This is a genomic window from Salinicola avicenniae (assembly GCF_023736115.1).
Taxonomy (GTDB): domain Bacteria; phylum Pseudomonadota; class Gammaproteobacteria; order Pseudomonadales; family Halomonadaceae; genus Salinicola; species Salinicola avicenniae.
Window position 1 is genome coordinate 298,593 of the sequence record NZ_JAKQZC010000002.1, and the last position, 25,038, is coordinate 323,630.

22 protein-coding genes are annotated in these 25,038 nt (G+C 65.6%); 5 read left to right on the top strand and 17 right to left on the bottom strand.

The annotated features are described in order from the left end of the window. Positions 1 to 12: 12 nt before the first annotated feature. The 11 genes from accD to leuC all read right to left on the bottom strand — a co-directional run bounded on the left by accD (position 13) and on the right by leuC (position 12,560). A complete protein-coding gene (accD, locus tag MC381_RS04825; protein ID WP_251976603.1) occupies positions 13 to 954 on the bottom strand; it encodes an acetyl-CoA carboxylase, carboxyltransferase subunit beta in 942 nt (313 codons plus the stop codon). 82 nt (positions 955 to 1,036) lie between these two features. Further along, entirely contained in the window at positions 1,037 to 1,879 is an 843-nt protein-coding gene (gene trpA / locus MC381_RS04830; protein WP_251976604.1) for a tryptophan synthase subunit alpha, read from the bottom strand. 14 nt (positions 1,880 to 1,893) lie between these two features. Continuing rightward, positions 1,894 to 3,108, bottom strand: coding sequence for a tryptophan synthase subunit beta (gene trpB, locus MC381_RS04835; protein ID WP_251976605.1), 1,215 nt, complete (start codon positions 3,106 to 3,108; stop codon positions 1,894 to 1,896). Between the two features lie 13 nt (positions 3,109 to 3,121). Further along, positions 3,122 to 3,793, bottom strand: a complete 672-nt coding sequence (locus MC381_RS04840) for a phosphoribosylanthranilate isomerase (protein ID WP_251976606.1) — start codon at positions 3,791 to 3,793, stop codon at positions 3,122 to 3,124. Beyond that, positions 3,793 to 4,755 (bottom strand): tRNA pseudouridine(38-40) synthase TruA, encoded by a 963-nt coding sequence (truA, locus tag MC381_RS04845; RefSeq protein ID WP_251976607.1) that lies wholly within the window; start codon positions 4,753 to 4,755, stop codon positions 3,793 to 3,795. Before truA ends, MC381_RS04840 begins: the two co-directional genes overlap by 1 nt. A 24-nt stretch (positions 4,756 to 4,779) precedes the next feature. Continuing rightward, the gene (locus MC381_RS04850) at positions 4,780 to 6,996 is read right to left on the bottom strand and encodes a FimV/HubP family polar landmark protein (protein WP_251976608.1); all 2,217 of its coding nucleotides are present in this window, start codon (positions 6,994 to 6,996) and stop codon (positions 4,780 to 4,782) included. A gap of 321 nt (positions 6,997 to 7,317) precedes the next feature. Next, positions 7,318 to 8,433, bottom strand: coding sequence for an aspartate-semialdehyde dehydrogenase (asd, locus tag MC381_RS04855; RefSeq protein ID WP_251976609.1), 1,116 nt, complete (start codon positions 8,431 to 8,433; stop codon positions 7,318 to 7,320). Positions 8,434 to 8,577: 144 nt separating this feature from the next. Beyond that, a complete protein-coding gene (gene leuB / locus MC381_RS04860) occupies positions 8,578 to 9,657 on the bottom strand; it encodes a 3-isopropylmalate dehydrogenase (RefSeq protein WP_251976610.1) in 1,080 nt (359 codons plus the stop codon). 9 nt (positions 9,658 to 9,666) lie between these two features. Further along, positions 9,667 to 10,452: a class I SAM-dependent methyltransferase gene (locus tag MC381_RS04865; RefSeq protein WP_264297418.1), complete on the bottom strand. Its 786-nt coding sequence runs from the start codon at positions 10,450 to 10,452 to the stop codon at positions 9,667 to 9,669. Then, the gene (gene leuD, locus MC381_RS04870; RefSeq protein ID WP_251976611.1) at positions 10,445 to 11,089 is read right to left on the bottom strand and encodes a 3-isopropylmalate dehydratase small subunit; all 645 of its coding nucleotides are present in this window, start codon (positions 11,087 to 11,089) and stop codon (positions 10,445 to 10,447) included. Before leuD ends, MC381_RS04865 begins: the two co-directional genes overlap by 8 nt. Before the next feature lie 22 nt (positions 11,090 to 11,111). After that, positions 11,112 to 12,560: a 3-isopropylmalate dehydratase large subunit gene (gene leuC / locus MC381_RS04875; RefSeq protein ID WP_251976612.1), complete on the bottom strand. Its 1,449-nt coding sequence runs from the start codon at positions 12,558 to 12,560 to the stop codon at positions 11,112 to 11,114. A gap of 294 nt (positions 12,561 to 12,854) precedes the next feature. On the opposite strand from leuC, the gene MC381_RS04880 reads away from it, so the two are divergent. Together MC381_RS04880 and MC381_RS04885 are read left to right on the top strand one after the other, a co-directional pair. Continuing rightward, the gene (locus MC381_RS04880; RefSeq protein WP_251976613.1) at positions 12,855 to 13,742 is read left to right on the top strand and encodes a LysR family transcriptional regulator; all 888 of its coding nucleotides are present in this window, start codon (positions 12,855 to 12,857) and stop codon (positions 13,740 to 13,742) included. A gap of 220 nt (positions 13,743 to 13,962) precedes the next feature. Beyond that, entirely contained in the window at positions 13,963 to 15,411 is a 1,449-nt protein-coding gene (locus MC381_RS04885; protein ID WP_251976614.1) for an MFS transporter, read from the top strand. Positions 15,412 to 15,503: 92 nt separating this feature from the next. On the opposite strand, the gene aroC is transcribed toward MC381_RS04885, so the two are convergent. Continuing rightward, the gene (gene aroC, locus MC381_RS04890) at positions 15,504 to 16,595 is read right to left on the bottom strand and encodes a chorismate synthase (protein ID WP_251976615.1); all 1,092 of its coding nucleotides are present in this window, start codon (positions 16,593 to 16,595) and stop codon (positions 15,504 to 15,506) included. A 42-nt stretch (positions 16,596 to 16,637) separates the two neighbouring features. Beyond that, a complete protein-coding gene (gene prmB / locus MC381_RS04895) occupies positions 16,638 to 17,591 on the bottom strand; it encodes a 50S ribosomal protein L3 N(5)-glutamine methyltransferase (protein WP_251976616.1) in 954 nt (317 codons plus the stop codon). Between the two features lie 211 nt (positions 17,592 to 17,802). Here prmB and MC381_RS04900 point away from each other — a divergent pair, with 211 nt between their 5' ends. Beyond that, positions 17,803 to 18,387 (top strand): Smr/MutS family protein, encoded by a 585-nt coding sequence (locus tag MC381_RS04900; protein WP_251976617.1) that lies wholly within the window; start codon positions 17,803 to 17,805, stop codon positions 18,385 to 18,387. A gap of 77 nt (positions 18,388 to 18,464) precedes the next feature. Further along, on the top strand, positions 18,465 to 19,283 hold the full coding sequence (locus MC381_RS04905; RefSeq protein ID WP_251976618.1) for a transporter substrate-binding domain-containing protein: 819 nt from the start codon (positions 18,465 to 18,467) through the stop codon (positions 19,281 to 19,283). Between the two features lie 10 nt (positions 19,284 to 19,293). Here the strand turns inward: MC381_RS04905 and MC381_RS04910 are convergent, their stop codons facing one another. Genes MC381_RS04910 through MC381_RS04920 form a run of 3 tightly spaced genes read right to left on the bottom strand, consistent with a single transcriptional unit; the run spans position 19,294 to position 22,075 of the window. Further along, a complete protein-coding gene (locus tag MC381_RS04910; RefSeq protein WP_251976619.1) occupies positions 19,294 to 20,373 on the bottom strand; it encodes a patatin-like phospholipase family protein in 1,080 nt (359 codons plus the stop codon). Beyond that, a complete protein-coding gene (locus MC381_RS04915; protein ID WP_251976620.1) occupies positions 20,370 to 21,275 on the bottom strand; it encodes an alpha/beta hydrolase in 906 nt (301 codons plus the stop codon). Before MC381_RS04915 ends, MC381_RS04910 begins: the two co-directional genes overlap by 4 nt. Then, a complete protein-coding gene (locus MC381_RS04920) occupies positions 21,272 to 22,075 on the bottom strand; it encodes an alpha/beta fold hydrolase (protein WP_319022830.1) in 804 nt (267 codons plus the stop codon). The genes MC381_RS04915 and MC381_RS04920 overlap by 4 nt, the downstream gene beginning before the upstream one ends. A 235-nt stretch (positions 22,076 to 22,310) precedes the next feature. Here MC381_RS04920 and MC381_RS04925 point away from each other — a divergent pair, with 235 nt between their 5' ends. Beyond that, positions 22,311 to 23,258, top strand: coding sequence for an AEC family transporter (locus tag MC381_RS04925; RefSeq protein ID WP_251976621.1), 948 nt, complete (start codon positions 22,311 to 22,313; stop codon positions 23,256 to 23,258). 166 nt (positions 23,259 to 23,424) lie between these two features. On the opposite strand, the gene MC381_RS04930 is transcribed toward MC381_RS04925, so the two are convergent. Next, a complete protein-coding gene (locus MC381_RS04930; protein ID WP_251976622.1) occupies positions 23,425 to 25,002 on the bottom strand; it encodes an aldehyde dehydrogenase (NADP(+)) in 1,578 nt (525 codons plus the stop codon). Positions 25,003 to 25,038: the final 36 nt, after the last annotated feature.

The window sequence follows — 25,038 nt, forward strand, 5'->3', positions numbered from 1 at the left end:
GTCGGCATCGCCTTATCGTGACGTCTGCGAGAGATCCGACTCATCGCTGAGCGGTGAAAAATCCGCCGCCGATTCGTCCTGCGGCGCGTCGCCGGCAAGCGGCTGGTGGGTCAGCTTGCGCAGCACACTGCCGAGGCGCTCGCGCAGTTCCGGGCGAGCGACGATCATGTCGACGGTGCCATGCTCGAGCAGGAATTCACTGCGCTGGAAACCTTCCGGCAGCTTCTCGCGGACCGTCTGTTCGATGACGCGCGGACCGGCGAAACCGATCAGCGCATTGGGCTCGGCCACGTTGAGGTCACCCAGCATGGCCAGCGACGCGGAGACACCGCCAAAGACGGGGTCAGTCAGCACGGAGATATAGGGCACGCCGGCCTGCTTGAGTTTCTCGAGCGCTGCCGAGGTCTTGGCCATCTGCATCAGCGAGAACAGCGCTTCCTGCATGCGAGCGCCGCCGGAAGCCGCGAAACAGACCAGCGGAATCTCTTCCTCGAGCGCCAGGGTCGCCGCGCGCACGAATTTCTCGCCGACGATGGCCCCCATCGAACCGCCCATGAACGAGAATTCAAATGCCACTGCCACGACCGGCAGGCCGTCCAGCGTACCGCGCATCGCGATCAGCGCGTCATTCTCGTCGGTCGCCTTCTGAGCCGCCGCCAGACGATCCTTGTACTTCTTGGAGTCGCGGAACTTGAGCCGATCACTCGGCTGCAGGTCGCCCGCAATCTCCTCACGTCCCTCGGCATCGAGGAACCAGTTGAGACGTTTGCGTGCCGTCAGACGCAGGTGATGCTGACACTTGGGGCACACGTTCTGGTGCTTTTCCAGCTCGGGGAGATAGAGCACCGCCTCGCAGCTCGGGCACTTGCGCCAGAGGCCGTCCGGCACGCTGGCACGGCGGTCATTGCGCTGAACGCGGCTCATCGACGGAACGATCTTGTCTAGCCAGCTCATGTCAGGAACGATTCCCTAATTGACGAAAACAAAGTATTGCGAAAACCGAAGACGGCGATGATACCAGAACGTCGCCGGCCGCTCAGGCGGATGCCTCGCTATCCAGTGCCTGGCGCATCTCGCCGAGAATGGCCTTGAGCGCAGCGGGGATCGTCTCTGGCGTCTCTGCACGCTCGGCGATACGTCCGACTAGGGCACTGCCGACGATAACGCCATCGGCTACCCGGCTGATCGCCGCCGCCGAGGCGCCGTCGCGGATACCGAAACCGACGCAGAGCGGGAGGTCCGTCAGGCGACGCAACCGGGCGAGCTGCTCGCCCACAGCCTCGGCGTCCAGCGTCGCGGCCCCGGTCACGCCTTTCAGCGAGACATAGTAGAGGTAGCCTTGCCCGTGGTCGCATATTGTAGCGGCGCGCGACTCGGAAGTGGTAGGCGCGAGCAGGAAGATCGACTGCAGCGCGTGCTCCGCGAACAGGGCACTGTTTTCGCCCATCTCCTCCGGTGGCATGTCGACGGCCAGAAAACCGTCGACACCGCTGGCCTGCGCCTGGCGGGCGAACTCGCGATAGCCCATGCGCTCGACCGGATTGAGGTAACCCATCAGCACCACCGGGGTCTCGCTGTCGCGCTCGCGGAACGCCGCGACCATGTCGAGCACGTCAACCAGGCGGGTGCCGTGCACCAGCGCCCGCTCGCATGCCTTCTGGATCACCGGGCCGTCGGCCATCGGGTCCGAGAACGGCACGCCGAGTTCGATGACATCAGCCCCCGCCTCGACGCAGGCATGCATGAAGTCGACGGTATGCGACGGCGCCGGGTCCCCCGCCGTGATGTAGGGGATCAGCGCCTTGCGGCCCTCGGCCTTGAGCGTGGCGAAGCGCCGGTCGATGCGATTGTGTTGACTGAAATCTGAACTGGATGGCATGTCGGTCCCCGCCGTCAAAACTCGATGCCGTCGATCTTGGCGACGGTATGAATGTCCTTGTCACCCCGACCGGACAGGTTGACGACGATATGCTGATCGGGTCGCATCTCTGCCGCCAGCTTCTTGGCATGCGCCAGGGCGTGCGCGGATTCGAGCGCCGGCATGATGCCCTCGACGCAGGTCAGCTCGCGGAAGGCGGCCAGCACGTCATCGTCGTCGGCGGCCACGTAGTTGACCCGGCCGACGTCTTTCCACAGGGCATGCTCCGGTCCGACGCCCGGATAATCGAGTCCGGCGGAGACGGAGTGCGTGTCGGCAATCTGGCCGCCCTCGTCGGACATCAGATAGGTGCGATTGCCATGCAGCACGCCCTGGGGCGCGTTCGAGGTCAGCGGCGCGGCGTGACGGCCGGAGGCGACACCATCGCCGCCGGCTTCGACGCCATACATGCGCACGTCGTCATCCTCGACGAACGGATAGAACAGCCCCATGGCGTTGGAACCGCCACCGACACAGGCAACCAGCGCATCCGGCAGGCGGCCGATCTGTTCGAGCGACTGACGCCGAGCCTCGCGGCCGACAACCGCGTTGAAGTCGCGCACCAGCATCGGATAGGGGTGCGGCCCGGCCACGGTGCCGATGATGTAGAAGGTATCGTCGACATTGGTGACCCAGTCGCGCAACGCTTCGTTCATCGCATCCTTGAGCGTGCGCGAGCCGGACTCGACCGGCACCACGCTGGCCCCGAGCAGGCGCATGCGATAGACGTTGAGCTTCTGCCGCTCGACGTCTTCCGCGCCCATGTAGACCTCGCACTGGAGACCGAGGCGCGCGGCAACCGTCGCGGTGGCCACGCCGTGCTGGCCGGCACCGGTCTCGGCGATCACCCGCGGCTTGCCGGACTTCTTGGCCAGCAGCGCCTGCCCGATGGTGTTGTTTACCTTGTGCGCGCCGGTGTGGTTGAGATCCTCGCGCTTGAGCCAGATCTGCGCGCCGCCGATCTCGCGCGACCAGCGCTCGGCGTGGTAAAGCGGCGACGGGCGACCCACGTAGTGCGTCAGATCGCGGTCGAATTCAGCCTGGAAGTCGGGATCGTCCTTCAGGCTGGCGTAGATGTTCTCGAGCTCCTCGAGCGCAAAGCTCAGCGTCTCGGAGACGAAGCGGCCACCGTAGGGGCCGAAGTGGCCGCGAGCGTCCGGCAGTTGCGTCAAATCGTGGAATCGGCTCACGAAGGGACCCTCATCATGATGCGGTAAGTGAAGCGGCAGCGTGGGCCGCATTGGCCGCGTGAACGCGGTCGCAGAATGCGCGAATGGCAGCGGCGTCCTTGACGCCCGGGCCACCGACGCCGGCGTCAGGCTTTGCCTCGACACCGCCGGAGACGTCCACGGCGAAGGGGCGAACCTGAGCGATGGCCTCGGCCACGTTGTCCGGCGTCAAGCCTCCCGCGAGGATAACAGGTTTCGGCAAAGCGTCGGGAATGCGCGCCCAGTCGAACGTCTCGCCGGTGCCCCCGGGCACGCCCGGCCGATAGGCATCCAGCAGCAGCGCGCCGGCGCCGGCATAGCGCTCGGCGGCCATGCGAAGATCGATGTCGTCGCGCATGCGCAGCGCCTTGATCCAGGGCTTGCCGAAACCTTCGCAGAACGCCGCCGGCTCGTCGCCGTGAAACTGCAGCAGATCCAGAAACGGCAGCGCTGCCTCGACGGTCGCCGCGTCCGGATCGACGAACAGCCCGACCCGTGTCACGAACGGCGCCACTTCGGCACTCAGCGTTGCCAGCCGGTCAAGCGTGATCGCCCGACGGCTGCCCGGCCAGAGCACGAACCCCAGCGCATCGGCACCCGCAGCCACCGCGGCATCGATGTCCGCCCGGCGGGTCATGCCACAGATCTTGATGCGTACCGGATTCATCAGTTCAGCTCCTCGCGGATGGCCGGGTTGGTTTCGACAACGCGCCCCTGCTCATCGATCCATTTCGGCCAGACCCGGCGTCGGCGCATCAGCAACGTGTCGGGGATGCAGTCGCGATCGCCGGTCCAGTCGCCGAGAAAACCCAGCATCTGTGGCCCGACCGGCTCTTCGGGCAAGTCGAAGCGCTCGTCGTAACGCACATCGACGAAATGCAGCCCGCACGAAGGGGCCGTGACGTTGCCGAGCTTGCGATCCTTGAGCGCCAGCAGGCGCGCCGGATAGTGCTCATCCTCATCGCCCCGCCCGACCGCCATCAGCACACCGGCCAGGTTGCGGATCATGTGGTGGAGGAACGCGTTGGCCTGAACGTCGATGAATACCAGCGAGCCGTGGCGGCGCACGTCGATAAAGTGCAGATGCCGAATCGGTGTACTCGACTGACAGCCAGCCGCCCGATAACTGGAAAAATCGTGCTCGCCTACCAGCGCCTGAGCCGCACGCTGCATGCGCTCGGCGTCCAGCGGCTCTCGACACCAGGTGACGTTGTGGCGCTCCATGACCGGGCGGGTGGGCTGGTTGAGGATCACGTAGCGGTAGCGTCGTGCCAACGCCGAAAAACGCGAATGAAAGTCGTCGGCCACCGGCACCAGCCAGCGCACCGCAATGTCGCGCGGCAATTTGGCATTGGCGCCAAAGACCCAGGCCTTCTGGGTCCGCTCGACCGGAGCATCGAAATGCACGATCTGGCGCGTGGCATGCACCCCACTATCGGTACGGCCACTGCACAGCACGCGCACCGGCGTGGCGGCGATCTTGGATAGCGCCGCCTCGAGCGCCCCCTGGACCGAGTCGGCGTGTTTCAGCCGCTGCCAGCCGCAATAGTGCGTGCCATCGTACTCGACGCCGAGCGCCAGACGGCCACTCAGCGGTCGGTTGTCATCCTGTCGGGTAAAGAGCGCCATCGAGACCTGCGTAGCGGGGAGTCTTCAGGGGCGCCTATTATCCCGATGCGGCGAGTGGAATTCCACCACCTCGACCTCCCAGTCATCGGGGATGGCGGTCGGCTGTGCCGACTGGGAAGCATCGTGCTCCCGAGGCGATGCGACGGGCGCCTCGGGATCACGCCCGGCCTCTCCCGATTCGCCGTCACCGAGCGGCGTCACAACGCCCGGCAACGGCGCAAATTCGAGTGTTGCCTCCTGTGACAGGGCGGCCGGCTCGACGGCCGCGTCATCGTCCAGCGAGGTGGACGACCACTCGAGGGGCGGCGGCTCGTAGGCGATACTGATCGCTCGAGGGGCCGCCTCGAAAGCCTCCGAGCGCGCCAGTGAATCCGGGGTGGCGAGCGATGCTGGCGCGGGGGCGGGCGACAAGGGCGCGGCGCCGTCAGAGGCGACGGAAACGGCAGCGGCGGGCGCCACCGACGCAGGCTGGCGTCGCGTTTCAGCCTCGAAAAGTGCATCCACGTCGTCGATAGCGGCCCCGGCTCCGGCCGTCGCCGCGCCGGCGGTTGCCTCTTCCCAGCTCTCTTCCACGTAGCGCGCGCGATACTCGTCGACCAGCACCTGTGCCTGCTGTCGCGTCGTCGCCGGCAACGTGGCATCGATGCGCGCGAATGTCGCCTCCATACCATCGAGGTCACGCAGCTCCCCCAGTGCACGAATCAGCCCTAGCCGGCGCCGGCCTTCGGGATCGTCGTCGAGACGCGGGACGAGCCAGTCTCGCGCTTCCTCGTAGCGGCCGTAGGCCAGATAGATATCGGCCTGATCGATCACGCTGGACTCGGTCTCCCGATTGCTGTCGGTCCGACCACGCGACAGACTCAACCTACTGCGCTTCCCGGATTTTCCGGATTTTGCCGCTTTTGTCTCCGCGGCGTCGGCGTCCGACATCACCTCGGCCGTCTCGAGCGTTTCCGGCGTATCGGTCGCGGACTCGCCCTCCGCTGGCTCGATGCGTCCTCGTCGCCCTCTCGACCGCTGAACGCCCCACAGCGCCAGCAGACAGGCGAGTGCCACACTACCGGCACCCACCGGGTGTGCCAGAGGCCACTGCCACCACGGCAGCGCGTTGGCTGGCAGTTGATCTGCCACGGGTGCGGCCATGACATCCGCCGCGGCCGTCTCGACGGCCGGCAGTATCGCGGTCCCGTCACCGCGCTCGATAGCCCCGGCAAGGACCGGGGCGGCGGGCGTTGTGGAGGTGTCCTCCGCGGTGGGCGACAATGCCCCCAGCGCGGCCGCCAAACGATCACGCTGTGCCTCCAGCGAGTCGAGTGCCGCCTGCTGACGAGCCTTGTCCGCCGTCAGCGCCGCCACTTGCGATTGCAACGAGGCGATGACCCCGAGCGGCGCCACATCCGCCTCCCCCTGCTGACGCGCGCTCTCGATCTCGATCGCCGTCAGGCCGTCGTCGGCTTCGGCGGGCGATCGCGAGGTGTGCTGGCGCAGCGCGGCCAGCGCGGCGCCCTCCGCCTGGCCGGCAATCTCGGCGGCAGATGGCACGACGAGCGTGACACCGGCACGCAGGCGATCCACATCACCGCCGACAAACGCCTCGGGATTGGCTCGATAAAGCGCCAGCATCAGCGCATGGCGCCCCACGCCGTCGTGCGACAGTAGCGATGCTGCCAAGGACGACAGCGAGTCACCGCTTTGTACCGCGAGCCGCGTGGGCCAAGCCGAGGCCGACGCTCCGCCGGCGGGCGGATTGGCTGAAGCCAGACGCGGCGCCGGGCTCACGCTCACCGGCGCCTTCCCGGCATCACCGCTCAGCAGCGGCTGGGCCTGAGCATAGCCGGCGGGATCGAACAGTAGCGAGACCTGTCGCTGCCACTGTCCGTCCGGCCAGGTCACCACCAGCAGCAGATCGAGAAACGGGTCGCGTACCCGACGCTCGCTCTCGAGCTCGACCGCCAAGCGCCCGTCGTGGCCGACTACCTGGGAGGAAAGCCCGTCAAGCAGTGCCGTACGCTCGAGGCCCGCTCGCTGGTAGGCAGCCTCGTCCCCCAGTGTGACCGTGATCTGCTCCGGGGCGAGTCCGGTGGTATCGGTGAGCGGAAACAAGACGTGGAGCGGCTGGTTCAGTGCCGAGGTCTGCCGGGGCTCGCCCAACCCGAGCGCCAGCGCTGAAGGTGCCGATAGGCCCCAGAGCAGCATGCCCCCCAGCAGCACGCCTGCTGTCACCGTCAATCCTTGTCGCATCTCGTATCCGCCGATTCATTCGAAAGGTCTCTGGAGCGTTGATCGGCGTGACGCCTCAAAGCTTTAACAGAATGTAACAGTGAGAGGAGTCGACAGAGGGACACACGGACGGCCGCGGGAAAGCTCGACGAACCGCACACCGTGGCGACCGCTTCTCCGCGATGCCAGTCGTCGCTGCCCGTCAGCGAGCCATGCCCGCAAGACGACGAAGCCCCCGAGGGGGCTCCCCGGGGGCTTCGTCAGAACGAGGCGAATCTCGTCGGCCGCTGTCGGCTAACCGATGCATCCAATCGAGGCATCGGCCGACGACGGGCAGCAATGTCAGGCGTGCTCGCGCACGATCTTGAGCATGCGCTTCAGCGGCTCGGCGGCCCCCCAGAGCAGCTGGTCACCGGCGCTGAACGCCGTCAGATAGTCACCGCCCATGGCAAGCTTGCGCAACCGCCCCACCGGCACGGTCAGCGTGCCGCTGATCGCGGCCGGCGTCAGCTGTTCGAGCGTGGCATCCTTGTCGTTGGGCACGACCTTGACCCAGTCGTTGTGCTTCGCCAGGCGATCTTCGATCTCGTCGAGCGGCACATCCTGCCTGAGCTTGATGGTGAAAGCCTGGCTATGGGAGCGCATGGCGCCGATACGCACACAGAGACCATCGATCGGGATCGGGTTGGCGCCGGTTGCGAGAATCTTGTTGGTCTCGACGCCGCCCTTCCACTCTTCCTTGCTCTGACCGTTCTCCATCGGCTTGTCGATCCACGGCAGCAGACTGCCGGCCAGCGGGGCACCGAAGTTCTCGGTCGGGAAATCGCTGCTACGCAGGGTCGCGGTGACCTCGCGGTCGATATCCAGAATGGCGCTCGCGGGCGTGGCGAGCTCCTTGGCAACGGCGCCGTTGAGCGCACCCATCTGCGCGAGCAGCTCGCGCATATGCTTGGCACCGGAGCCGGAAGCGGCCTGATAGGTCATGGAGGTCATCCACTCGATCAGGTTGGCCTCGAACAGGCCGCCCAGCCCCATCAACATCAGGCTGACGGTGCAGTTGCCGCCGACGAAGGTCTTGGCCCCCCGGGCGAGCTGAGCATCGATGACATGGCGGTTGACCGGGTCGAGCACGATGGTCGACTCCTCGGCCATGCGCAGCGTGCTCGCCGCATCGATCCAGTAGCCCTGCCAGCCCGCCTGTCGCAGCGAGGCATAGACCGCCGTGGTGTAGTCGCCCCCCTGACAGGTGACGATGGCATCCATCGCCTTGAGCTGGTCGATGTCGTTGGCATCCTTCAGCGCCGGCACTTCGACGCCGATGTCCGGCCCCGGCTGCCCGGTCTGCGACGTGGAGAAGAAGACCGGCTCGATGCCGGCGAAATCGTTGTCGTCCAGCATGCGTTGCATCAGCACGGAACCGACCATTCCGCGCCAGCCGACGAATCCGACTCTCAACATGGAAAACGTACCCCGAATATCATGAATGGCGTGATCCGGCCTGCCGGCCGCGTCGCGGCGGCAGACCCTCGATATAGAAGACAGGACTACAGCTTAGCGCATCGTTCGCGCGCTTTCGCCCACGTTGCCCTGCCCCGTACTCGATCAGCTCTCGGCAAAAGCCGCCAGCACGGCGTCGCCCATCTCTGCGGTCGATACCTGTCGCGTGCCCGGATAGGCGATATCCGCGGTGCGCAGTCCCTGATCCAGCACCTTGCCGACAGCACGCTCGATGCGCTCGGCGAGCGCCGGCTCACCCAGCGAATAGCGCAGCATCATGGCGACCGAGAGAATCGTCGCCAGCGGATTGGCGAGCCCCTGGCCCGCGATGTCCGGGGCGCTGCCGTGGCAGGGCTCGTACATGCCCTGCTGATGCGCGTTGAGCGACGCCGACGGCAGCATGCCGATCGATCCGGTCAACATCGCCGCCGCATCCGACAGGATGTCGCCGAACATGTTGCCGGTGACCACGACATCGAACTGCTTGGGCGCGCGCACCAGCTGCATCGCGGCGTTGTCGACGTACATGTGCGACAGCTCGACATCCGGATACTCCGGCGCCAGACGATTCATCACCTCGCGCCAGAGGATGGTGACCTCGAGCACGTTGGCCTTGTCGACCGAGCAGAGCCTCTTGCCGCGCTTCTGCGCCATCTCGAAGGCGACGCGGCCGATACGTTCGATCTCGGATTCCGAGTAGACGTAGGTGTTGAAGCCGACCCGCTCGCCGTCGCGCTCCTCGACCCCGCGCGGCTGGCCGAAATAGATGCCGCCGGTCAGCTCCCGCACGATCATGATATCGAGCCCGGAGACCACTTCCGGCCTCAACGTCGACGCCTCGGCGAGCTGCGGGTAGAGCAGCGCCGGACGCAGATTGCCGAACAGGTTCAGGTTCTTGCGCAAGCCCAGCAGGCCTTTCTCCGGACGCTTGGAGAGATCCTCCAGCGTGTCCCACTTTGGCCCGCCGACGGCTCCCAGCAGGATGGCATCGGCGGCCTTCGCCTTCGCCAGCGTCGCGTCGGGCAACGGATGCCCCTCGGCGTCGTAGCCGGCACCGCCGACCAGTCCTTCCTCGAGCTCGGCGTCAAGCCCAGCGTCGCGGCAGGCGTTCAGGATCTTGACCGCTTCCGCAGTAATTTCCGGCCCGATACCGTCACCGGGCAATACCAGAATCTTCTTGCTCATGCCTTTTCCTCAAACGTGTTCTTTGGCCGCCCACAGCACCAGCATATCGGTCGTGAAGGAGCCATCCTTGTCGATCTCGAAGGCGTCGCGGACTTCCTGGCCGACCTGCTGCTGCAGGCGGTGAATCGCGTCGCGCATCACATCAGGCGTCTGCATGCGTTCGATCCAGCTGGCAAAGTCGAGCCGCAGTCGCTGACGCTGCGTGGCGGTCACGTTCAGGCCAGCCTCGCCGGCGTATCGCGTCCATTCGCCCACGCTGTAGTCGCGCACGTGACTGGTGTCCCGTAGCATTTCAACCGTCTGCAAGAAGCTGTCGAGCAGCGGTTGGCCCGGGGCCACGACATCGATGAAAGCCGCCACGCCGCCCGGCCTGAGCACACGCTTCACCTCGCGCAGCGCCAGCCCGACATCACGCCAGTGATGCGCGGAGAAGCGACTGTAGACGACGTCGAAGCTCGCATCGGCGAACGGCAGCGACTCAGCCACACCCTGAACCGTGCGGATATTGTCATGCCCCCGTTCGCGGGCCGCTTCGGTGACCGTAGCCAGCATTCGCGATGACAGGTCATAAGCAACGACCTCGCCCGCCAGGTCGGCCACCTGAAACCCGACGTGGCCGGCGCCACAGCCAAGATCGAGCACCCGCGGGCGGGCCATCTCGCCAACACGCTCACGCAGTGCCTGAAACTCATCGCCCTGGGCGTGGACCTGGCTCGCCAGATAGGCTGCAGCCTGGCCGCCGAACTGACGCTCGACGACGGCGCGGTGTGCAGCGCCCTCGACGGCATCAGGCATCACGAAACAGCCACGGCTGGGCTGCGCGATGACGAGATTCGAAGTCGCGAATGGCACCGGACTGTTCCAGCGTCAGGCCGATATCGTCGAGCCCTTCCAGCAGGCAGTGCTTGCGGAACGGGTCGGCCTCGAAGGCGATGACCTCACCGCTCGGCGTGGTGATCGTCTGTGCCTCGAGATCGATATCGAGACGGTAGCCTTCGTTGGCTTCAGTCTCCTGGAACAGCCGCTCGACGGTGGCCTCGTCGAGCGTAATCAGCAGGATGCCGTTCTTGAACGAGTTGTTGTAGAAGATGTCGGCAAAGCTCGGCGCGATTACCACGCGGAAACCGAAATCATCCAGTGCCCACGGCGCATGCTCACGCGAACTGCCGCAGCCGAAATTGCGCCGCGCCAGCAGCACCTGAGCCCCCTGGTAACGTGACTGGTTGAGCACGAAATCGGGATTCAACGGCCGGCTCGAGGCATCCTGACCGGGGAAGCCCTCGTCCAGATAGCGCAGCTCGTCGAACAGGTTAGGGCCGAAGCCCGTGCGCTTGATCGATTTCAGGAACTGCTTGGGAATGATCAGGTCGGTGTCGACGTTGGCGCGATCGAGCGGCGCGACCAGACCGTTAAGGCGTTCGAACTTTTTCATCTCGGATCTCTCCAGTCGGGTCTCAGGCGCTCTTCGTGAGGGCGGATGCGTCGTCGTAGTCGCGCACATCGACGAAGCGGCCTTCGATGGCCGCGGCGGCGGCCATCGCCGGGCTCACCAGATGCGTACGCCCGCCGTAGCCCTGCCGGCCCTCGAAGTTACGGTTCGAGGTCGAGGCGCAGCGCTCGCCGGCGCCCAGCTTGTCGGCGTTCATCGCCAGGCACATGGAGCAGCCGGGCTCGCGCCACTCGAAGCCAGCTTCGACGAAAATCTTGTCCAATCCTTCGGCTTCGGCCAGACGCTTCACCAGACCGGAACCGGGCACGACCATCGCCAGCTGAATGTTGTCGGCCACCTTACGCCCCTGCGCGACCTTCGCCGCTTCGCGCAGATCCTCGATACGTGAGTTGGTACAGGAGCCGATGAACACCTTGTCGAGCTGGATATCGGTCATCTTCTGGCCCGCCTCGAGGCCCATGTACTCGAGCGCGCGGGTCATGCCTCGCGCGACAGTCTCGTCATCGGCCTCGGCCGGATCGGGCACCGTGGCGGAGACGTTGACCACCATCTCCGGGCTGGTGCCCCAGGTGACCTGCGGTTCGATCTCGGCGGCGTCGAGCTCGACCACCTTGTCGAAATGCGCGTCATCATCGGAGACCAGCTCGCACCAGGCGTCGACTGCCGCCGGCCACTGCTCGGCGCTCGGCGCATAGGGGCGGCCGCGCAGATACTCGATGGTAGTGTCATCGACCGCGACCAGACCCACGCGCGCGCCCGCCTCGATCGCCATGTTGCAGATGGTCATGCGACCTTCCATCGACAAGTCGCGCAGGGCGCTGCCGGCGAACTCGATGGCGTAGCCGGTCCCTCCGGCCGTGCCGATGCGGCCGATGACCGCCAGCACGATATCCTTGGCGGTCACGCCCAGACCGAGCTGGCCCTCGACGCGCACCTGCATGTTTTTCATCTTCTGCGCGATCAGGCACTGGGTCGCGAGCACGTGCTCGACCTCGGAAGTCCCGATACCGTGGGAAAGCGCGGCAAAGGCGCCATGGGTCGCCGTGTGCGAATCCCCGCAGACCACCGTCATGCCCGGCAGCGTGGCGCCCTGCTCCGGCCCCACCACGTGGACGATGCCCTGGCGCTCGTCGTTGATGCGGAACTCTTCGATATCAAAGCTCTCGCAGTTGGCATCTAGCGTTTCCACCTGAATGCGCGACACATCATCGAGAATCCCCGCATTGCCCGCACTGCGCTCCTTGAGCGTGGTCGGCACGTTATGGTCCGGCGTCGCGAGGTTGGCGTCACGGCGCCACGGCTTGCGCCCGGCCAGGCGCAGCCCCTCGAAGGCCTGCGGCGACGTCACTTCGTGCAGCAGGTGACGGTCGATATAGATCAGGGCGGAACCGTCATCGCGGCTCGTCACCAAATGCTGCGTCCACAGCTTGTCGTAAAGCGTCTGGCCTGCCATGTGGAATCTCCTCCGTCGCCCGTCTGATGCGGTTCGCGACGCCATGTTTACAACGATCGCGCTGCCAATGACGCGATGATGAGTCGAGACGTCGAGCCCGACGCCCATGAATTCGGATGTTCAACTTACGCGCTCGCCACGCATAAAATCAATTCATCTTGATTATCCCTTGGATTCCATAACAGAATTTATCGATTCATAATCGATACCCGGAAGCCACCCGGCCCCTGACGCCTATAGCCCAGCCCCCTATAGTCCAGCCCCTATAGCCCAGCCACCTCACCCGGAACCGAGATGGATACCCAAAGCCTGCAGGCCTTTATCGCCGTCGCCGACACGCAGTCGTTCTCGCTCGCGGGCGAGCGACTGCACCTTACCCAACCGGCGATCAGCAAGCGTATCGCCACTCTGGAACACCAGACCGGCGCCAAGCTTTTCGACCGCATCAACCGCCGTGTCGGTCTGACGGAAGCCGGACGTCTGCTGCTGCCGCGGGCGCGCGAGATTCTATTGCTGGTGGAGGACAGCCGCCGCACCTTGAGCAACCTGACCGGTGAGGTGAGCGGCAGCCTGACGCTGGCGACCAGCCATCACGTGGGTCTGCATCGCCTGCCACCCGTGCTCAAGGCCTTTACCCAGGCGCACCGGAACGTCGATCTCAACCTGCGCTTCCTCGACTCAGAACAGGCCTACCACGGCGTTGTCTCCGGCGAGATCGAGCTCGCCGTGGTCACGCTCTCGCCCGCCCCCAACCCGCAGGTGGAATCGGTGCCTGTGTGGGTCGACCGGCTACGTTTCGTGGCGGCGCCGGACCACCCTCTGGCCCAGGCCGATAGCCTCGCCTTCGCCGCGCTGGTCGACTACCCGGCCGTACTGCCGGGGCCGCTCACCTTCACCCGCGACATTGTCATCGATGCCTTCGAACGCGCCTCGCTCAACATCGATGTCGCGCTTTCGACCAACTATCTGGAAACGTTGAAGATGATGGCCAGTATCGGCCTGGGCTGGAGCGTGCTGCCGGAGAGCATGATCGACGAGGAGGTCGCGATTCTGCCAGTCGATCATCCCGCCATCGTGCGGCGTCTCGGCTATCTGCGACACCGTGAACGCTCGCTCTCCAACGCCGGTCGCGCCATGATCGCCGAACTGGACGTGATCAGAAATCGGACCGCCGCCCGGTAAGACAGCCGCCGCGATAACCGGCAGACAACGAAAGCGAGGGTCACGACAACGATAAGCGCCATGACAGTGCCAGACAGCCAACCCCACCTCTCCTCAACAGGCAAGCGGGCCGAGCCTGGCCTAAGCTTCAGCCATTTGTATCACGGCGCACCCGCACGACCGGTCGCCGCGAATCGACAGACACGCAGAGAAACGTCAATAACAGAAGGAGCTGTCGCCCATGGCGCAGGAGCAGCAGCGGGCCCCGGACCAATCCGGAACGCCGGCCAATCAGAGGAATGACACGCTGCGGCTGGGGCTGATACCGGCACCGGAGCTACCGGAGCGGGTGGCGTCGCAGATTGCCGGTGAGCTCCCGGAGCTGCTGAAGGCCCACACGGATGACCGCCACGACTGGCAGGTGGAATGCGTCACCGATGCCCTGATCGGTGCGGACGATGCCACTTCCGATGTCATCGCCCAAGCCGAGGCCCTCAAGCGCGACAATGACTGGGACTACGTCGTCTGCATTACCGACTTGCCGCTGTTCCGGGGCGACCAACTGACGTTGGCCGAAGCCAGCGAGAACCGCGGCGTCGCCGTGATCTCGCAGCCGGCGCTGGGTGCCTCCCCGCTCAGACGACGCCTGCGCGAAGCGGTCCTTCATCTGGTCAACGAGATGCACCACGGCAGCGACGGCGAAGACCGAGAGCGCCAGCAGGCACAAATGGACCGGGGTACGGCAGCCCGTCAGGAGAGCGGCATTCGCAACCGCAACGCGCGGGAACTGATGGGGGCTCGGCTCTCGGAACGACTGGTGCCGATCCAGCGCGTCACACCGCAGGCCGACAAGCAGGCGGTTGATGTACGCTTCATCTCGGCGGCGACGGTGCGCGGTCATGCCAAGCTTCTGGGTGGCATGGTCCGCGCCAATCGGCCCTGGACCATCGTGCCCGCCTTCCGGCGCATCGTCGCCGTGGCCTTTGCCACCGGCGCCTACGGGCTGATTTTCCCCTCGCTGTGGAAGCTCAGCGCCGCCTACGAACTCTATCGATTTGTAATACTCATGGGCGCGGCGATGGCCGCCATGGTGATCTGGCTGATTCTCGATCATGGCCTGTGGGAACCCGCACGCTACAGTCGCTCGAAACGGCTCAGCCTGCTCTACAACCTGACCACGGTGCTGACGCTGACCGCCGGTGTCGCCTGCTATTACGCCATTCTGTTCGGACTCTTTCTGGTGGCGGTCATTCTCTTCGTGCCGGCCAGTCTGCTCGAGTCCACCGTCGGGCAAACGATCACCTGGCTCAACTTTCCGGCGTTGGCGTGGCTTGCCGCCTCGGTGGCCACGGTCGCGGGCGCGCTTGGCTCCAGCCTGGAGAGCGACGAGACGATACGCAACGCCACCTACGGCTATCGCCAGCAGCTTCGGCATCGCAAGGTCAAGGCGCGCCAGCGGGAAGACGAAGCGGCACAGGGTGGTGAACCCGAATCCGACGCCCAACGGCAGGCGGCGCCTCAGCGGGCACCGGAATCAGCAAGCCAGGGCGAGAAAAACCAGGGGGCGACAAATCAGGAGTCGGCGGAAACGACCGATCGCGAGCCGCCTTGCCACGCCGAACGCGGGCAGACTGGCGACGTGAAGACTGACGACGCGAAGAATAGCGAAGTGGGAAGGCCAATATCGTGACGGACCGAGAGGTAATGGACAGATAGACGGCCCGTCACGCGCCAGGCGTATTCACTCGCGTTCAGGCGAGCGCGGTTGCCTGACGCCTCGGCTTACTGCTGGCCCAGACGCGGCGTCTCGACCTGGACATCACCGTTCTGCGCCCGGTGACGCAGCCAGTGATCCATCAGCGTCAGCGCCATCATCGCCTCGGCGATGGGCGTGGCGCGGATGCCGACGCAAGGATCATGACGCCCTTTCGTGACCACCTCGACCGGATCGCCGTGAATGTCGATCGAACGCCCCGGCTGAGTAATGCTGGAGGTCGGCTTGAGCGCCAGATGGGCAATGAGCGGCTGGCCACTGGAGATACCGCCGAGCACACCACCGGCGTGATTGGAGAGAAACCCCTGCGGCGTCATCTCGTCCCGGTGCTCGCTGCCACGCTGGCTGACGACGTCAAACCCATCGCCGATCTCGACACCCTTCACCGCATTGATGCCCATCAGCGCATGGGCCAGATCGGCATCCAGGCGGTCGAAGACCGGCTCGCCCAGACCGACCGGCACGCCCTCGGCGACCACGGTGATCTTCGCACCGACCGAGTCCTGGTCTCGACGCAGCTGATCCATGTAGGTCTCGAGTTCACCGAGCTTGTCGGGGTCGGGACAAAAGAACGGGTTGTCATCGACCCCTTCCCAGCCCTTGAAATCGATCGCGATCGGACCGAGCTGGCTCATGTAGCCACGCACGCTGACACCCTCCTGCGCCAGCCAGGCCTTGGCAATCGCACCGGCCGCCACCCGCATGGCGGTCTCGCGCGCGCTGGAGCGCCCGCCACCACGGTAATCGCGCATACCGTACTTGTGGTGATAGGTGTAATCCGCATGCGCCGGGCGGAACTGATCCTTGATCTTCGAATAGTCCTTGGAGCGCTGGTCGGTATTCTCGATCATCAAGCCGATCGGCGTACCCGTGGTGCGCCCCTCGAAGACACCGGAAAGGATGCGCACGGCATCCGGTTCACGACGCTGCGTGGTATGCCGCGACGACCCCGGGCGCCGGCGATCGAGATCGCGCTGCAGATCCGCTTCGCTGATCTCGATACCCGGCGGACAGCCGTCGACGATCGCCCCCAGCGCGGGGCCATGGCTCTCCCCGAAGGTGGTGACGGTGAACAGTTTGCCGAAGGTATTGCCGGACATGCGCGTGCCTCAGGTGAAAGATGAACGAAAGCGGTGAGCGGATCAGGCCGGATCGACGGCGAAGTGTTCCGCATAGGCATCGAGTTCCTCGGCGGTGAGCGCAAACACGCCCTCGCCACCACGCTCGAATTCCAGCCACAGGAACGGGACCGCCGGGAAAGCGGACTCAAGATGCGCCTGCGAATTGCCGACTTCCACGATCAGCACGCCACCATCATTGAGATAGGTTCTCGCTTCGCGCAGGATGCGGCGCACGATATCGAGCCCATCATGGCCGGCGCCAAGTGCCAGATCTGGCTCGTGGCGATACTCCGCCGGCATCGCGGCCAGGTCGCGGCTGTCGACATAGGGCGGATTACTGACGATCAGATCGTAGTGCTGGCCGGCCACGCCCTCGAACAGGTCGGAGGCGACCGCGCGCACGCGCCGCCCGACATCGTGACGCACGATGTTGGCTTTGGCGACCTCGAGCGCCTCGAGACTGATATCGACCAGGTCGACCTCGCAGGTCGGCAAATGAATGGCCGTGGCGATACCGATACAGCCGGAGCCGGTGCACAGATCGAGCACGCGCGCCGGTGGCGCTTCGGAGAACCACGCCTCGAAGCCCTGCTCGATCAGCTCGGCCGTCGGCGAACGCGGAATCAGCACACGCTCGTCGACCTCGAACGGCAGGCCGGCAAAGAAGGCCTCGCCGAGCAGATAAGGCAGCGGTCGCCGCGTCTCGATGCGCGAACGCACCAGCGCCACGATGCGCGACCGCTCTTGCCGAACCAGACGCGCATCCAGCACGGCCGGGTCGACATCCCAGGGCAGATGCAGCGCCCCCAGCACCAGGGCAACCGCCTCGTCCCAGGCACTATCGGTACCGTGGCCGAAATGCACGCGATGCGCGTGAAATTCGCTGGTGGCCCAGCGCAGGCAGTCGCGCACGCTGATCAGGTCGTCGGCGAGATCGTCGTCGGCTAGCGTCAGGGTCGACGGCAGGGAGGGCATGGCGGGGCTCGCATCTACTGGAAAAACGGACGACGATTGTACCCGCAAGGCCGGCGGGTGCACAGCCGCCCATGCCATGCGCGGCACAATCGTTTACCCTTGCGCGCGGCTGCCGAGCCGCGCGCCACCGACGGCCGCGATGGACAACCCGGCAAGACACCGATGGCCCGAGGATACCAAGAGGCCGAGGACACCGAGAGGTTAAGTGGCGATGACCCCAAGCGACGACGATGACGGCAGCAACGCCTTCCGCCAGGCGCTGGAAGCGGCCGGCGTCAAGCGACTCAAGATCAATCGCGCCGATGTCGGACGCGCCACGACCGCGCGCCGCAAGGCGAACCAGCGGCTGAACGCCGACGCGCGCCGCGAGGCCGCCGAACAGGCCCCACCGGCACCGCAATCGCAGCTGTCCGACGGCGGCGTCGAGGCCGTGACGCCGCATCAGCGACTCGAGTTCGCCATTCCCGACCTGCCACCGCGAACCTTCGCCCAGCTCAAGCGCGGTCGCATCGCCTGGGAGGGCGGGCTCGACCTGCACGGCTATACCCTGGAGGAAGCTCGCCTGGAGCTCGAGTCGTTCATCGACGACGCCATTGCCAATCGCGCCCGCTGCGTGCTGGTGGTTCACGGCAAGGCCCGAGGTTATCGCGGCAGCGGCGCCGACTATCCGGTGATCAAGAGTCACGTCAATGCTTGGCTCAAGAGCTGGTCACGCGTTCTCGCCTTCTGCTCCGCCAGCGAGATCGACGGCGGCACGGGGGCGCTTTACGTGCTGTTGCGAACCCGCGACGACTGACCCCGCCGCCGGTGGCGGTAAGCGCGGCACTGTGGCAAGGTTCGGCGCCACGCCTTTCTGCCCGGAGTTCTGCGCCGATGTCCCGCCCCGCCCGTTGCCACAGCCAGGCCGCCTTGACCGCCCTGCTGACCCTCGCCGCCACACCGGCGCTCGCCGTCGAACCGCCGTCCTCGGCGCCGACGCGAGCCTCGTCGACGCTGGATAGCGTGCTGGCCCGTGGCGAATTGCGCGTCTGCACCACCGGCGACTACGCGCCTTTCAGCGCGCGGACCGGCGACGGCAACTTCGAAGGCATCGATATCGACATGGGCCGCTCGCTGGCCGACTCCCTCGGCGTCGATGCCGATTTCGTGCCGACGACCTGGCCGACGCTGATGGCCGACTTTCTGGCCGACCGCTGCGATATCGCCATGAGCGGCATCTCGGTCAACCTCGAACGCCAGCGGCAGGCGGCCTTCACGCAGCCCTACCATATCGGCGGCAAGACGCCGATCGTGCGCTGCGAGGATGCCGAGCGTTACCGCACCGTCGCGCAGATCGACAGCCCCTCGACCCGCGTGATCGTCAACCCCGGCGGCACCAATGAACGATTCACCCGCACGCACTTCACGCATGCCGACGTGCAGGTGTTCGACGACAACACGCGAATCTTCGACGAGATCGCCGACGGCCGCGCCGACGTGATGGTGACCGATGCCATCGAGACCGAACTGCAAGCCAACCGTCACGACAACCTCTGCGCCGTGCATCCGGAGACACCCTTCACCTACGTGGAAAAGGCCTACTTGTTGCCGCGCGACGACGCGGCATGGCAGCAGTATGTCGACCAGTGGCTGCACCTGACCCGCCAGCAGGGCGAATACGAAACGATTCGTCAGCGCTGGCTGCACCGCTAGGGCCTCGCCCTCAGCCGTGGCGCTTCGGTGAGGAGAGTGGTAGCGGCAGGCGTCGCTGCGGATCGGCACTGCTTGCCGGGTGCCGCGCGCTGTTCAAGGGCGCGGCAGGGACCGAAGTACAGTCGCGCTGTCCTTCGTAGCGATCCACCGCCTGGGCGGCGAGATAACGCCCCAGTTCGATCAGGGCTTCGGCGCGGTGAAACTCGTAAGCCCCGCAGACGCTTTTGGGCACCTCGATCAGCACGTCCGGCGGGTAGCCCGCCACTTTGTACTTGGCCAACGCCGCCTGCGTGATATCGAACGATGCCAGCATCATGTCCAGCTTGCTCCAGGCGCGCTCGGTCTGACTCGACCAGCTGGTATTCTCCGGCGCCGACTCGTCCTCGTCGCTGCGCGTCGAGATCATGCCCTGCACGCGCGAACGCACGCCCTTCACCCAGCCGCCGAAACTCTTGCCCTCGGCCTCTCGCTCCATTTCCCGAGCATGCTCCTCGGCCGCCTGATCCGCCGGCAGCAGGTCCTCCAGCGAGATTGGCCTCGGCGTCTGCGCCGTCGCATTGACGGCCAGCACCAGATCCGCGGGCACGGAAACCGTCGGGATGATCGGCAGCGGGTTGAGCAGCCCGCCGTCGACCAGCACGTGGCCATTCTGCTGCACTGGCGTGATGATACCGGGCACCGCGATGGAGGCCCGGATCGCACGCAACAGCGGCCCGCTCTGAAACCACACCTCGCGCTGACGAGTGAGGTCGGTTGCCACGGCCGTGAACGGCATCGGCAGGTCTTCGATCTGCACCTCGCCGATCAGTGACGACAGCTTGCTCATCACCTTGCCGGCCCGCATCGCCCCCATGGCGCTCCAGGTGATATCGACCAGCCGCAGCACATCGAAATAGTCGAGCTGGCAGACCCAGTCACGATAGGCGGACAGCTGGCCGGCAGCATAGACGCCACCGACCAGCGCGCCCATCGAGCAGCCCGAGATCGCGGCGATCTCGTAGCCGCGCGCCTCGAGTTCCTCGATCACGCCGATATGGGCATAGCCACGGGCGCCACCACTCCCCAGCACCAACGACACGCGCGGTTTCATGTCTTCGACTCTCCCTCTTGACCGACGGTAGCTTCCGACACCTCTCGATGCCAGCTTACGACCGTCTCGGCGACTTGCGCTACCGCTCGCGCCTCGAGATGCAGATGATGGCCGCCATCGAGCCGACGGCGTGACAAGCGCGCGAGCTGCGCGCAGGCAGCGTCGTGCAACGGGCGGTCGCGCAGCACGCCGGTAGCCGCTTCGATCAGCAGCACTGGTGCGCTGACGGCGGCCACTGCCGCCAGCATCTGAGCCGGTGTCCAGCGCAACAGCGAGGGCGCTCGCAGGCGTGGATCCATGCGCCAGCGAAAGCGACCCTCGACATCGCTGACGAGATTGCGCGCGACGATCGGGCGCGCGGTGTCAGCATCGATAGGCGTTACGCCACCACGAACCCGGGCCTCAACGGCGGACTCGAGATCGACATACCCGCTGCCACCCCGAGTGCGCCGGCGGCGACGCGCATCCAGCGCCGAACGCAACTGAACGGCCGTCGCTTCCGGTTCGCCGGTCAGCGCCGCCAGGCCATCGAGCAACACCAGCCGGGTAATCCGCTCCGGGTAGGTCGCGGCCAATAGCGTGGCAACACCCGCCCCCATGGAATGGCCAACGACAGTGACACTGTTCAGCGCCATGGCATCGAGGAGATCCAGTACCGGAGCCAGATAGCCCCACAGTGGATAGTCCGCACCTTCGCCGCGTGGGCGGGACCGCCCATGCCCCGGCAGATCCAGCGCCACCAGCCGGATGCCTAGCGCCTCGACCAGCCGGGGCGCGAGACGCGAGAAAGAGGCGGCATTATCCAGCCAGCCGTGCAGCGCCAACCAGATCGGTGCCTCGCTATCACCCCAGGCGAGCGCGGCGACGCGGCCATCGTCAAACGTCAGTTCGACAGGCGTCATGCCGACGCCTGCTTCAGTTCGGCAAGGACCTCGCGCAGCAACTGGCGAGTCTCCTCGGGATGTTCGAACGGAAACATGTGACCGCCGGGCACGCAGCGCACACGCACGCCCAGCCGTTCGAGCGCTCGCCGTCGCTCTGGCGTCAGCAGGTCGGATTGCTCGCCGGCAATCACCGTCAGCGGCACCGAGAGTCGTCGCAACACAGCCGACAGATGATCCGGCAAGTGGCGAAATACCGCTGCTTCGGTTCGCGGCGCAAAACGCAGCTTCGTCGCGCCGTTATCGTCGATGTGAGTGGCACCGGTCACATAGTCCTGCATCGCCGTCTCGGTAAAGCCCTGAAAGAGCTTGCGCCGTCGCAGCGACCGCGCCATGGCATCGCGACTGGGCCAGACTTCTCGCCGACGCAGTGTCTTGCCGGCCGGCGTGACCCGATCGACGAAGCCGGCCAGCTTGGCGACCTTGAGCATCCAGGCGTCACGCCCCAGTAACAGCGGCGGATCGAGCGCGATCACTGCGCGGAATCGCTGCGGCGCATGGCGCGCCGCCATGATCGAGAGCACGCCGCCCATCGAGTGGCCGACGGCAACCACGGGCGAAGAGAGCGGCTCGATGGCGGCAAGATATTCATCACGCAGCGCAAGCCAGTTGCGCCCCACGGGGAAGGCCGGGTCGTGGGCCAGCCGATCGAGCGGATGAAGCTCGACATCGGCTGCCAGCGGTGCCAGTAACGAGCGATAGCTAGCACCGGTAAAGCCGTTGGCATGGGCGAACACCAGAGGATAACGAGGCATCGACATCTGAATTCCCTTAAACTGTCGCCGTCAAACGAACGACCGACCCCGCCCGGGGCCCGTCGACGTACCGATTCCCGCTCGCGTCGACGCCGTTCACCCACTTCTTCGAAGCAAGGATTGTACCGTGCCTCGCAAAGGTTCTCAGCGTGATACCCGCCTGCGCAATCGCCTCTTCTGGTCCGTACTGATCGCCGCCCTCGTGGTCGGCTTCTGGCTGGTGCGAGGCGGAGACTGACACATGGGTCTGCTGGCCGCTTTCACGCACACGCTGGAAATCACACTTCCCGTCTTTCTGATGGTCTTTCTCGGCCTCGCCCTCAAGCGCCTGGGCTGGATCGACAGCCACTTCATCACCACGGCATCGATGCTGGTCTTCAAGGTAACGATGCCTGCCCTGCTTTTTCTCAGCATCATCAAGGCCGATCTCGGCCAGGCGCTGCAACCGACGCTGCTGATCTACTTCCTCGCCTATACCCTGGTCAGTTTTTTCCTCGCCTGGGGCTGGGCGATCTGGCGTTACCCACGAGTCGAGCGAGGCGTCTTCACCCAGGGCGCCTTCCGCGCCAATAACGGTATCGTCGGGCTGGCTCTGGCCGCCAGCCAGTATGGCGACTACGGCCTCTCCGTGGGCGGTATTCTCGCCGGCGCCGTAATCGTGATCTACAACATCTTCTCGGTCATCATTCTCTCGCTCTACAGCGAGCACGCCGCCACCGATCTGCGAAGCCTGCTCAAGAATCTCGCCAAGAATCCACTGATCCTGAGCGTCGTCGCCGCGATTCCGTTCGCCCTGCTCGACATTCGTCTACCCGGCTGGATGATGACGTCAGGCGGCTACCTCGCCGGCATGTCGCTGCCGCTCGGCCTGATCTGCATCGGCGGCACACTATCGGTCACCGCGTTCCGTGCCAGTAGCACGATTGCGCTGGACGCCAGTCTGTGGAAGCTGGTCTGGGTGCCCCTGTTCGGCGTACTGGGTGCGCTGGCCTGTGGCATCCAGGGGCCGGCACTGGGCATTTTGTTGCTGTATCTCGGCTGCCCCGCTGCCGCCGCGAGCTTCGTCATGGCCAAGGCGTTCAAGAGCAACGATAAGCTGGCCGCCAATATCATCGTGATCACCACATTCGGCTCGATGTTCACCCTGAGCCTGGGCCTGTTCCTGCTCAAGTGGCTGGGCCTGACATAGGCCCGCCCCCAGACGACGCCATTGTCTGCGCACGATAGACAAGTTACCGACACGACAAGGGCCGCTCCGAGGAGCGGCCCTTGTCGTGTCGGTAGCCGGCCTGTTCTTTTGCCGGCAGGTGGCGATCACCGTGCGGCGGTAACTGCCTTCCCTCTCGACTTTGGTATCAGCTTTCGCGTTGGCCATCTACCAGACGGCGCAGGCCAAGCGGATTGCCTTCACGGGTGGCCTCGGGGAGCAGTGCGTCCGGTAGATCCTGATAGCAGACCGGACGCAGGAAGCGATAGATCGCCGCCGTGCCGACCGATGTGGTGCGCGAATCCGAGGTCGCCGGAAAGGGGCCGCCATGGACCATCGCATCGCAGACCTCGACGCCGGTGGGCCAGCCATTGGCCATGACACGTCCAGCCTTGCGTTCCAGCGTCGGCAGTAGCGCTCGGGCCGCCTCTAGGTCGGCATCATCCATCTGTAGCGTTGCCGTGAGCTGACCTTCCAGCGCTTCGGCTACCCGCTTAACTTCGGCGGCATCGCGACAGGCGACGACCAGTGAAGAGGCACCGAAGACCTCGGCCTGCAGGGCCTCGTCGGTGATCACATCCTCGCCCTTGGCGACGAACAGCGCCGGGCGGCAGCGATTCGGTCCGTCGCCTTCCTGGCCCCGCGCAACCTCGCGCACCTTATCATTGCCGGCGAATGCCGACACGCCGTGCTCATAAGCATCGTGGATGCCGGGCGTCAGCATGGTCAGTGCCTGCGCACCGCTCAGGGCACTAGCAGCAGCCTCGACGAAAGCGTCGAGCGCCGGCCCTTCGATACCCACGACCAGACCGGGGTTCGTACAGAACTGCCCTGCGCCCATGTTGAGCGAGTTGACGAATGCCTCACCCAGCGCCTTGCCGCGCGACTCCAGCGCCGCCGGCAGCAGGAAGACCGGGTTGATGCTGCTCATCTCGGCGTAGAAGGGAATTGGCTCGGGCCGCTGCTGAGCCAGGCTCCAAAGCGCCAGCCCACCCTTGCGGGAGCCGGTGAAACCGGCAGCCTTGATGCGCGGGTCCGCAACCAGCGCCTGGCCGGCCTCGAGACCGGAGTCGTGGATCAGCGAGAACACTCCCTCTGGCAGCCCGCATTTGGCGACCGCCGCCTGGATAGCGCGGCCGACGAGCTCACAGGTACCGGGATGCGCCGGATGCGCCTTGACGACTACCGGACAGCCTGCGGCCAGTGCGGAAGCGGTATCGCCACCAGCGACCGAGAACGCCAGCGGGAAGTTGCTGGCACCGAAGACGGCAACCGGACCCAGCGCGATATGCCGCTGGCGCAAGTCGACCCGCGGCAGCGGCTGGCGATCCGGCAACGCCGGATCGACGCGAACGTCCAGCCACTCGCCATCGCGCACGACGCGAGCGAACAGGCGTAGCTGACCGCAGGTGCGGCCGCGCTCGCCCTGAATGCGTGCCTGAGGCAGGCCGGATTCCGCCACGGCGCGTTCGATCAGCGCATCACCGAGGCCCTCGATTTCGTCTGCCACGGTTTCGAGGAAAGTCGCACGCGCCGACGGGGCGGTCTCGCGATAGCTGTCGAAGGCGGACCAGGCCAGCTCGCAGGCGCGAGCCACATCGGCAGGCGTGCCGCCGGGAAACTCGGGCGAGAGACGCTCGCCGGTGGCCGGATTGATCGCGACGACGGGATCTCGACTGCCCTTGACCGTCTGGGCGCCGATCAGTAGTTCGCCAGTCAGATTCACGTTTCCTCCTTGGATAGAAGTGAGATATCGATGCGC

Coding starts and splice junctions, on each gene's coding strand:
- MC381_RS04920 (WP_319022830.1), bottom strand. CDS start 22,075: ATGTCGATGCCTCGTTATCCTCTGGTGTTCGCCCATGCCAACGGCTTT.
- MC381_RS04900 (WP_251976617.1), top strand. CDS start 17,803: ATGACCCCAAGCGACGACGATGACGGCAGCAACGCCTTCCGCCAGGCG.
- leuD (WP_251976611.1), bottom strand. CDS start 11,089: ATGAAAAAGTTCGAACGCCTTAACGGTCTGGTCGCGCCGCTCGATCGC.
- MC381_RS04910 (WP_251976619.1), bottom strand. CDS start 20,373: ATGAAACCGCGCGTGTCGTTGGTGCTGGGGAGTGGTGGCGCCCGTGGC.
- trpA (WP_251976604.1), bottom strand. CDS start 1,879: ATGCCATCCAGTTCAGATTTCAGTCAACACAATCGCATCGACCGGCGC.
- MC381_RS04885 (WP_251976614.1), top strand. CDS start 13,963: ATGGCGCAGGAGCAGCAGCGGGCCCCGGACCAATCCGGAACGCCGGCC.
- leuB (WP_251976610.1), bottom strand. CDS start 9,657: ATGAGCAAGAAGATTCTGGTATTGCCCGGTGACGGTATCGGGCCGGAA.
- prmB (WP_251976616.1), bottom strand. CDS start 17,591: ATGCCCTCCCTGCCGTCGACCCTGACGCTAGCCGACGACGATCTCGCC.
- asd (WP_251976609.1), bottom strand. CDS start 8,433: ATGTTGAGAGTCGGATTCGTCGGCTGGCGCGGAATGGTCGGTTCCGTG.
- truA (WP_251976607.1), bottom strand. CDS start 4,755: ATGGCGCTCTTTACCCGACAGGATGACAACCGACCGCTGAGTGGCCGT.
- MC381_RS04865 (WP_264297418.1), bottom strand. CDS start 10,452: ATGCCTGATGCCGTCGAGGGCGCTGCACACCGCGCCGTCGTCGAGCGT.
- MC381_RS04915 (WP_251976620.1), bottom strand. CDS start 21,275: ATGACGCCTGTCGAACTGACGTTTGACGATGGCCGCGTCGCCGCGCTC.
- MC381_RS04880 (WP_251976613.1), top strand. CDS start 12,855: ATGGATACCCAAAGCCTGCAGGCCTTTATCGCCGTCGCCGACACGCAG.
- leuC (WP_251976612.1), bottom strand. CDS start 12,560: ATGGCAGGCCAGACGCTTTACGACAAGCTGTGGACGCAGCATTTGGTG.
- MC381_RS04840 (WP_251976606.1), bottom strand. CDS start 3,793: ATGAATCCGGTACGCATCAAGATCTGTGGCATGACCCGCCGGGCGGAC.
- accD (WP_251976603.1), bottom strand. CDS start 954: ATGAGCTGGCTAGACAAGATCGTTCCGTCGATGAGCCGCGTTCAGCGC.
- aroC (WP_251976615.1), bottom strand. CDS start 16,595: ATGTCCGGCAATACCTTCGGCAAACTGTTCACCGTCACCACCTTCGGG.
- MC381_RS04850 (WP_251976608.1), bottom strand. CDS start 6,996: ATGCGACAAGGATTGACGGTGACAGCAGGCGTGCTGCTGGGGGGCATG.
- MC381_RS04905 (WP_251976618.1), top strand. CDS start 18,465: ATGTCCCGCCCCGCCCGTTGCCACAGCCAGGCCGCCTTGACCGCCCTG.
- MC381_RS04925 (WP_251976621.1), top strand. CDS start 22,311: ATGGGTCTGCTGGCCGCTTTCACGCACACGCTGGAAATCACACTTCCC.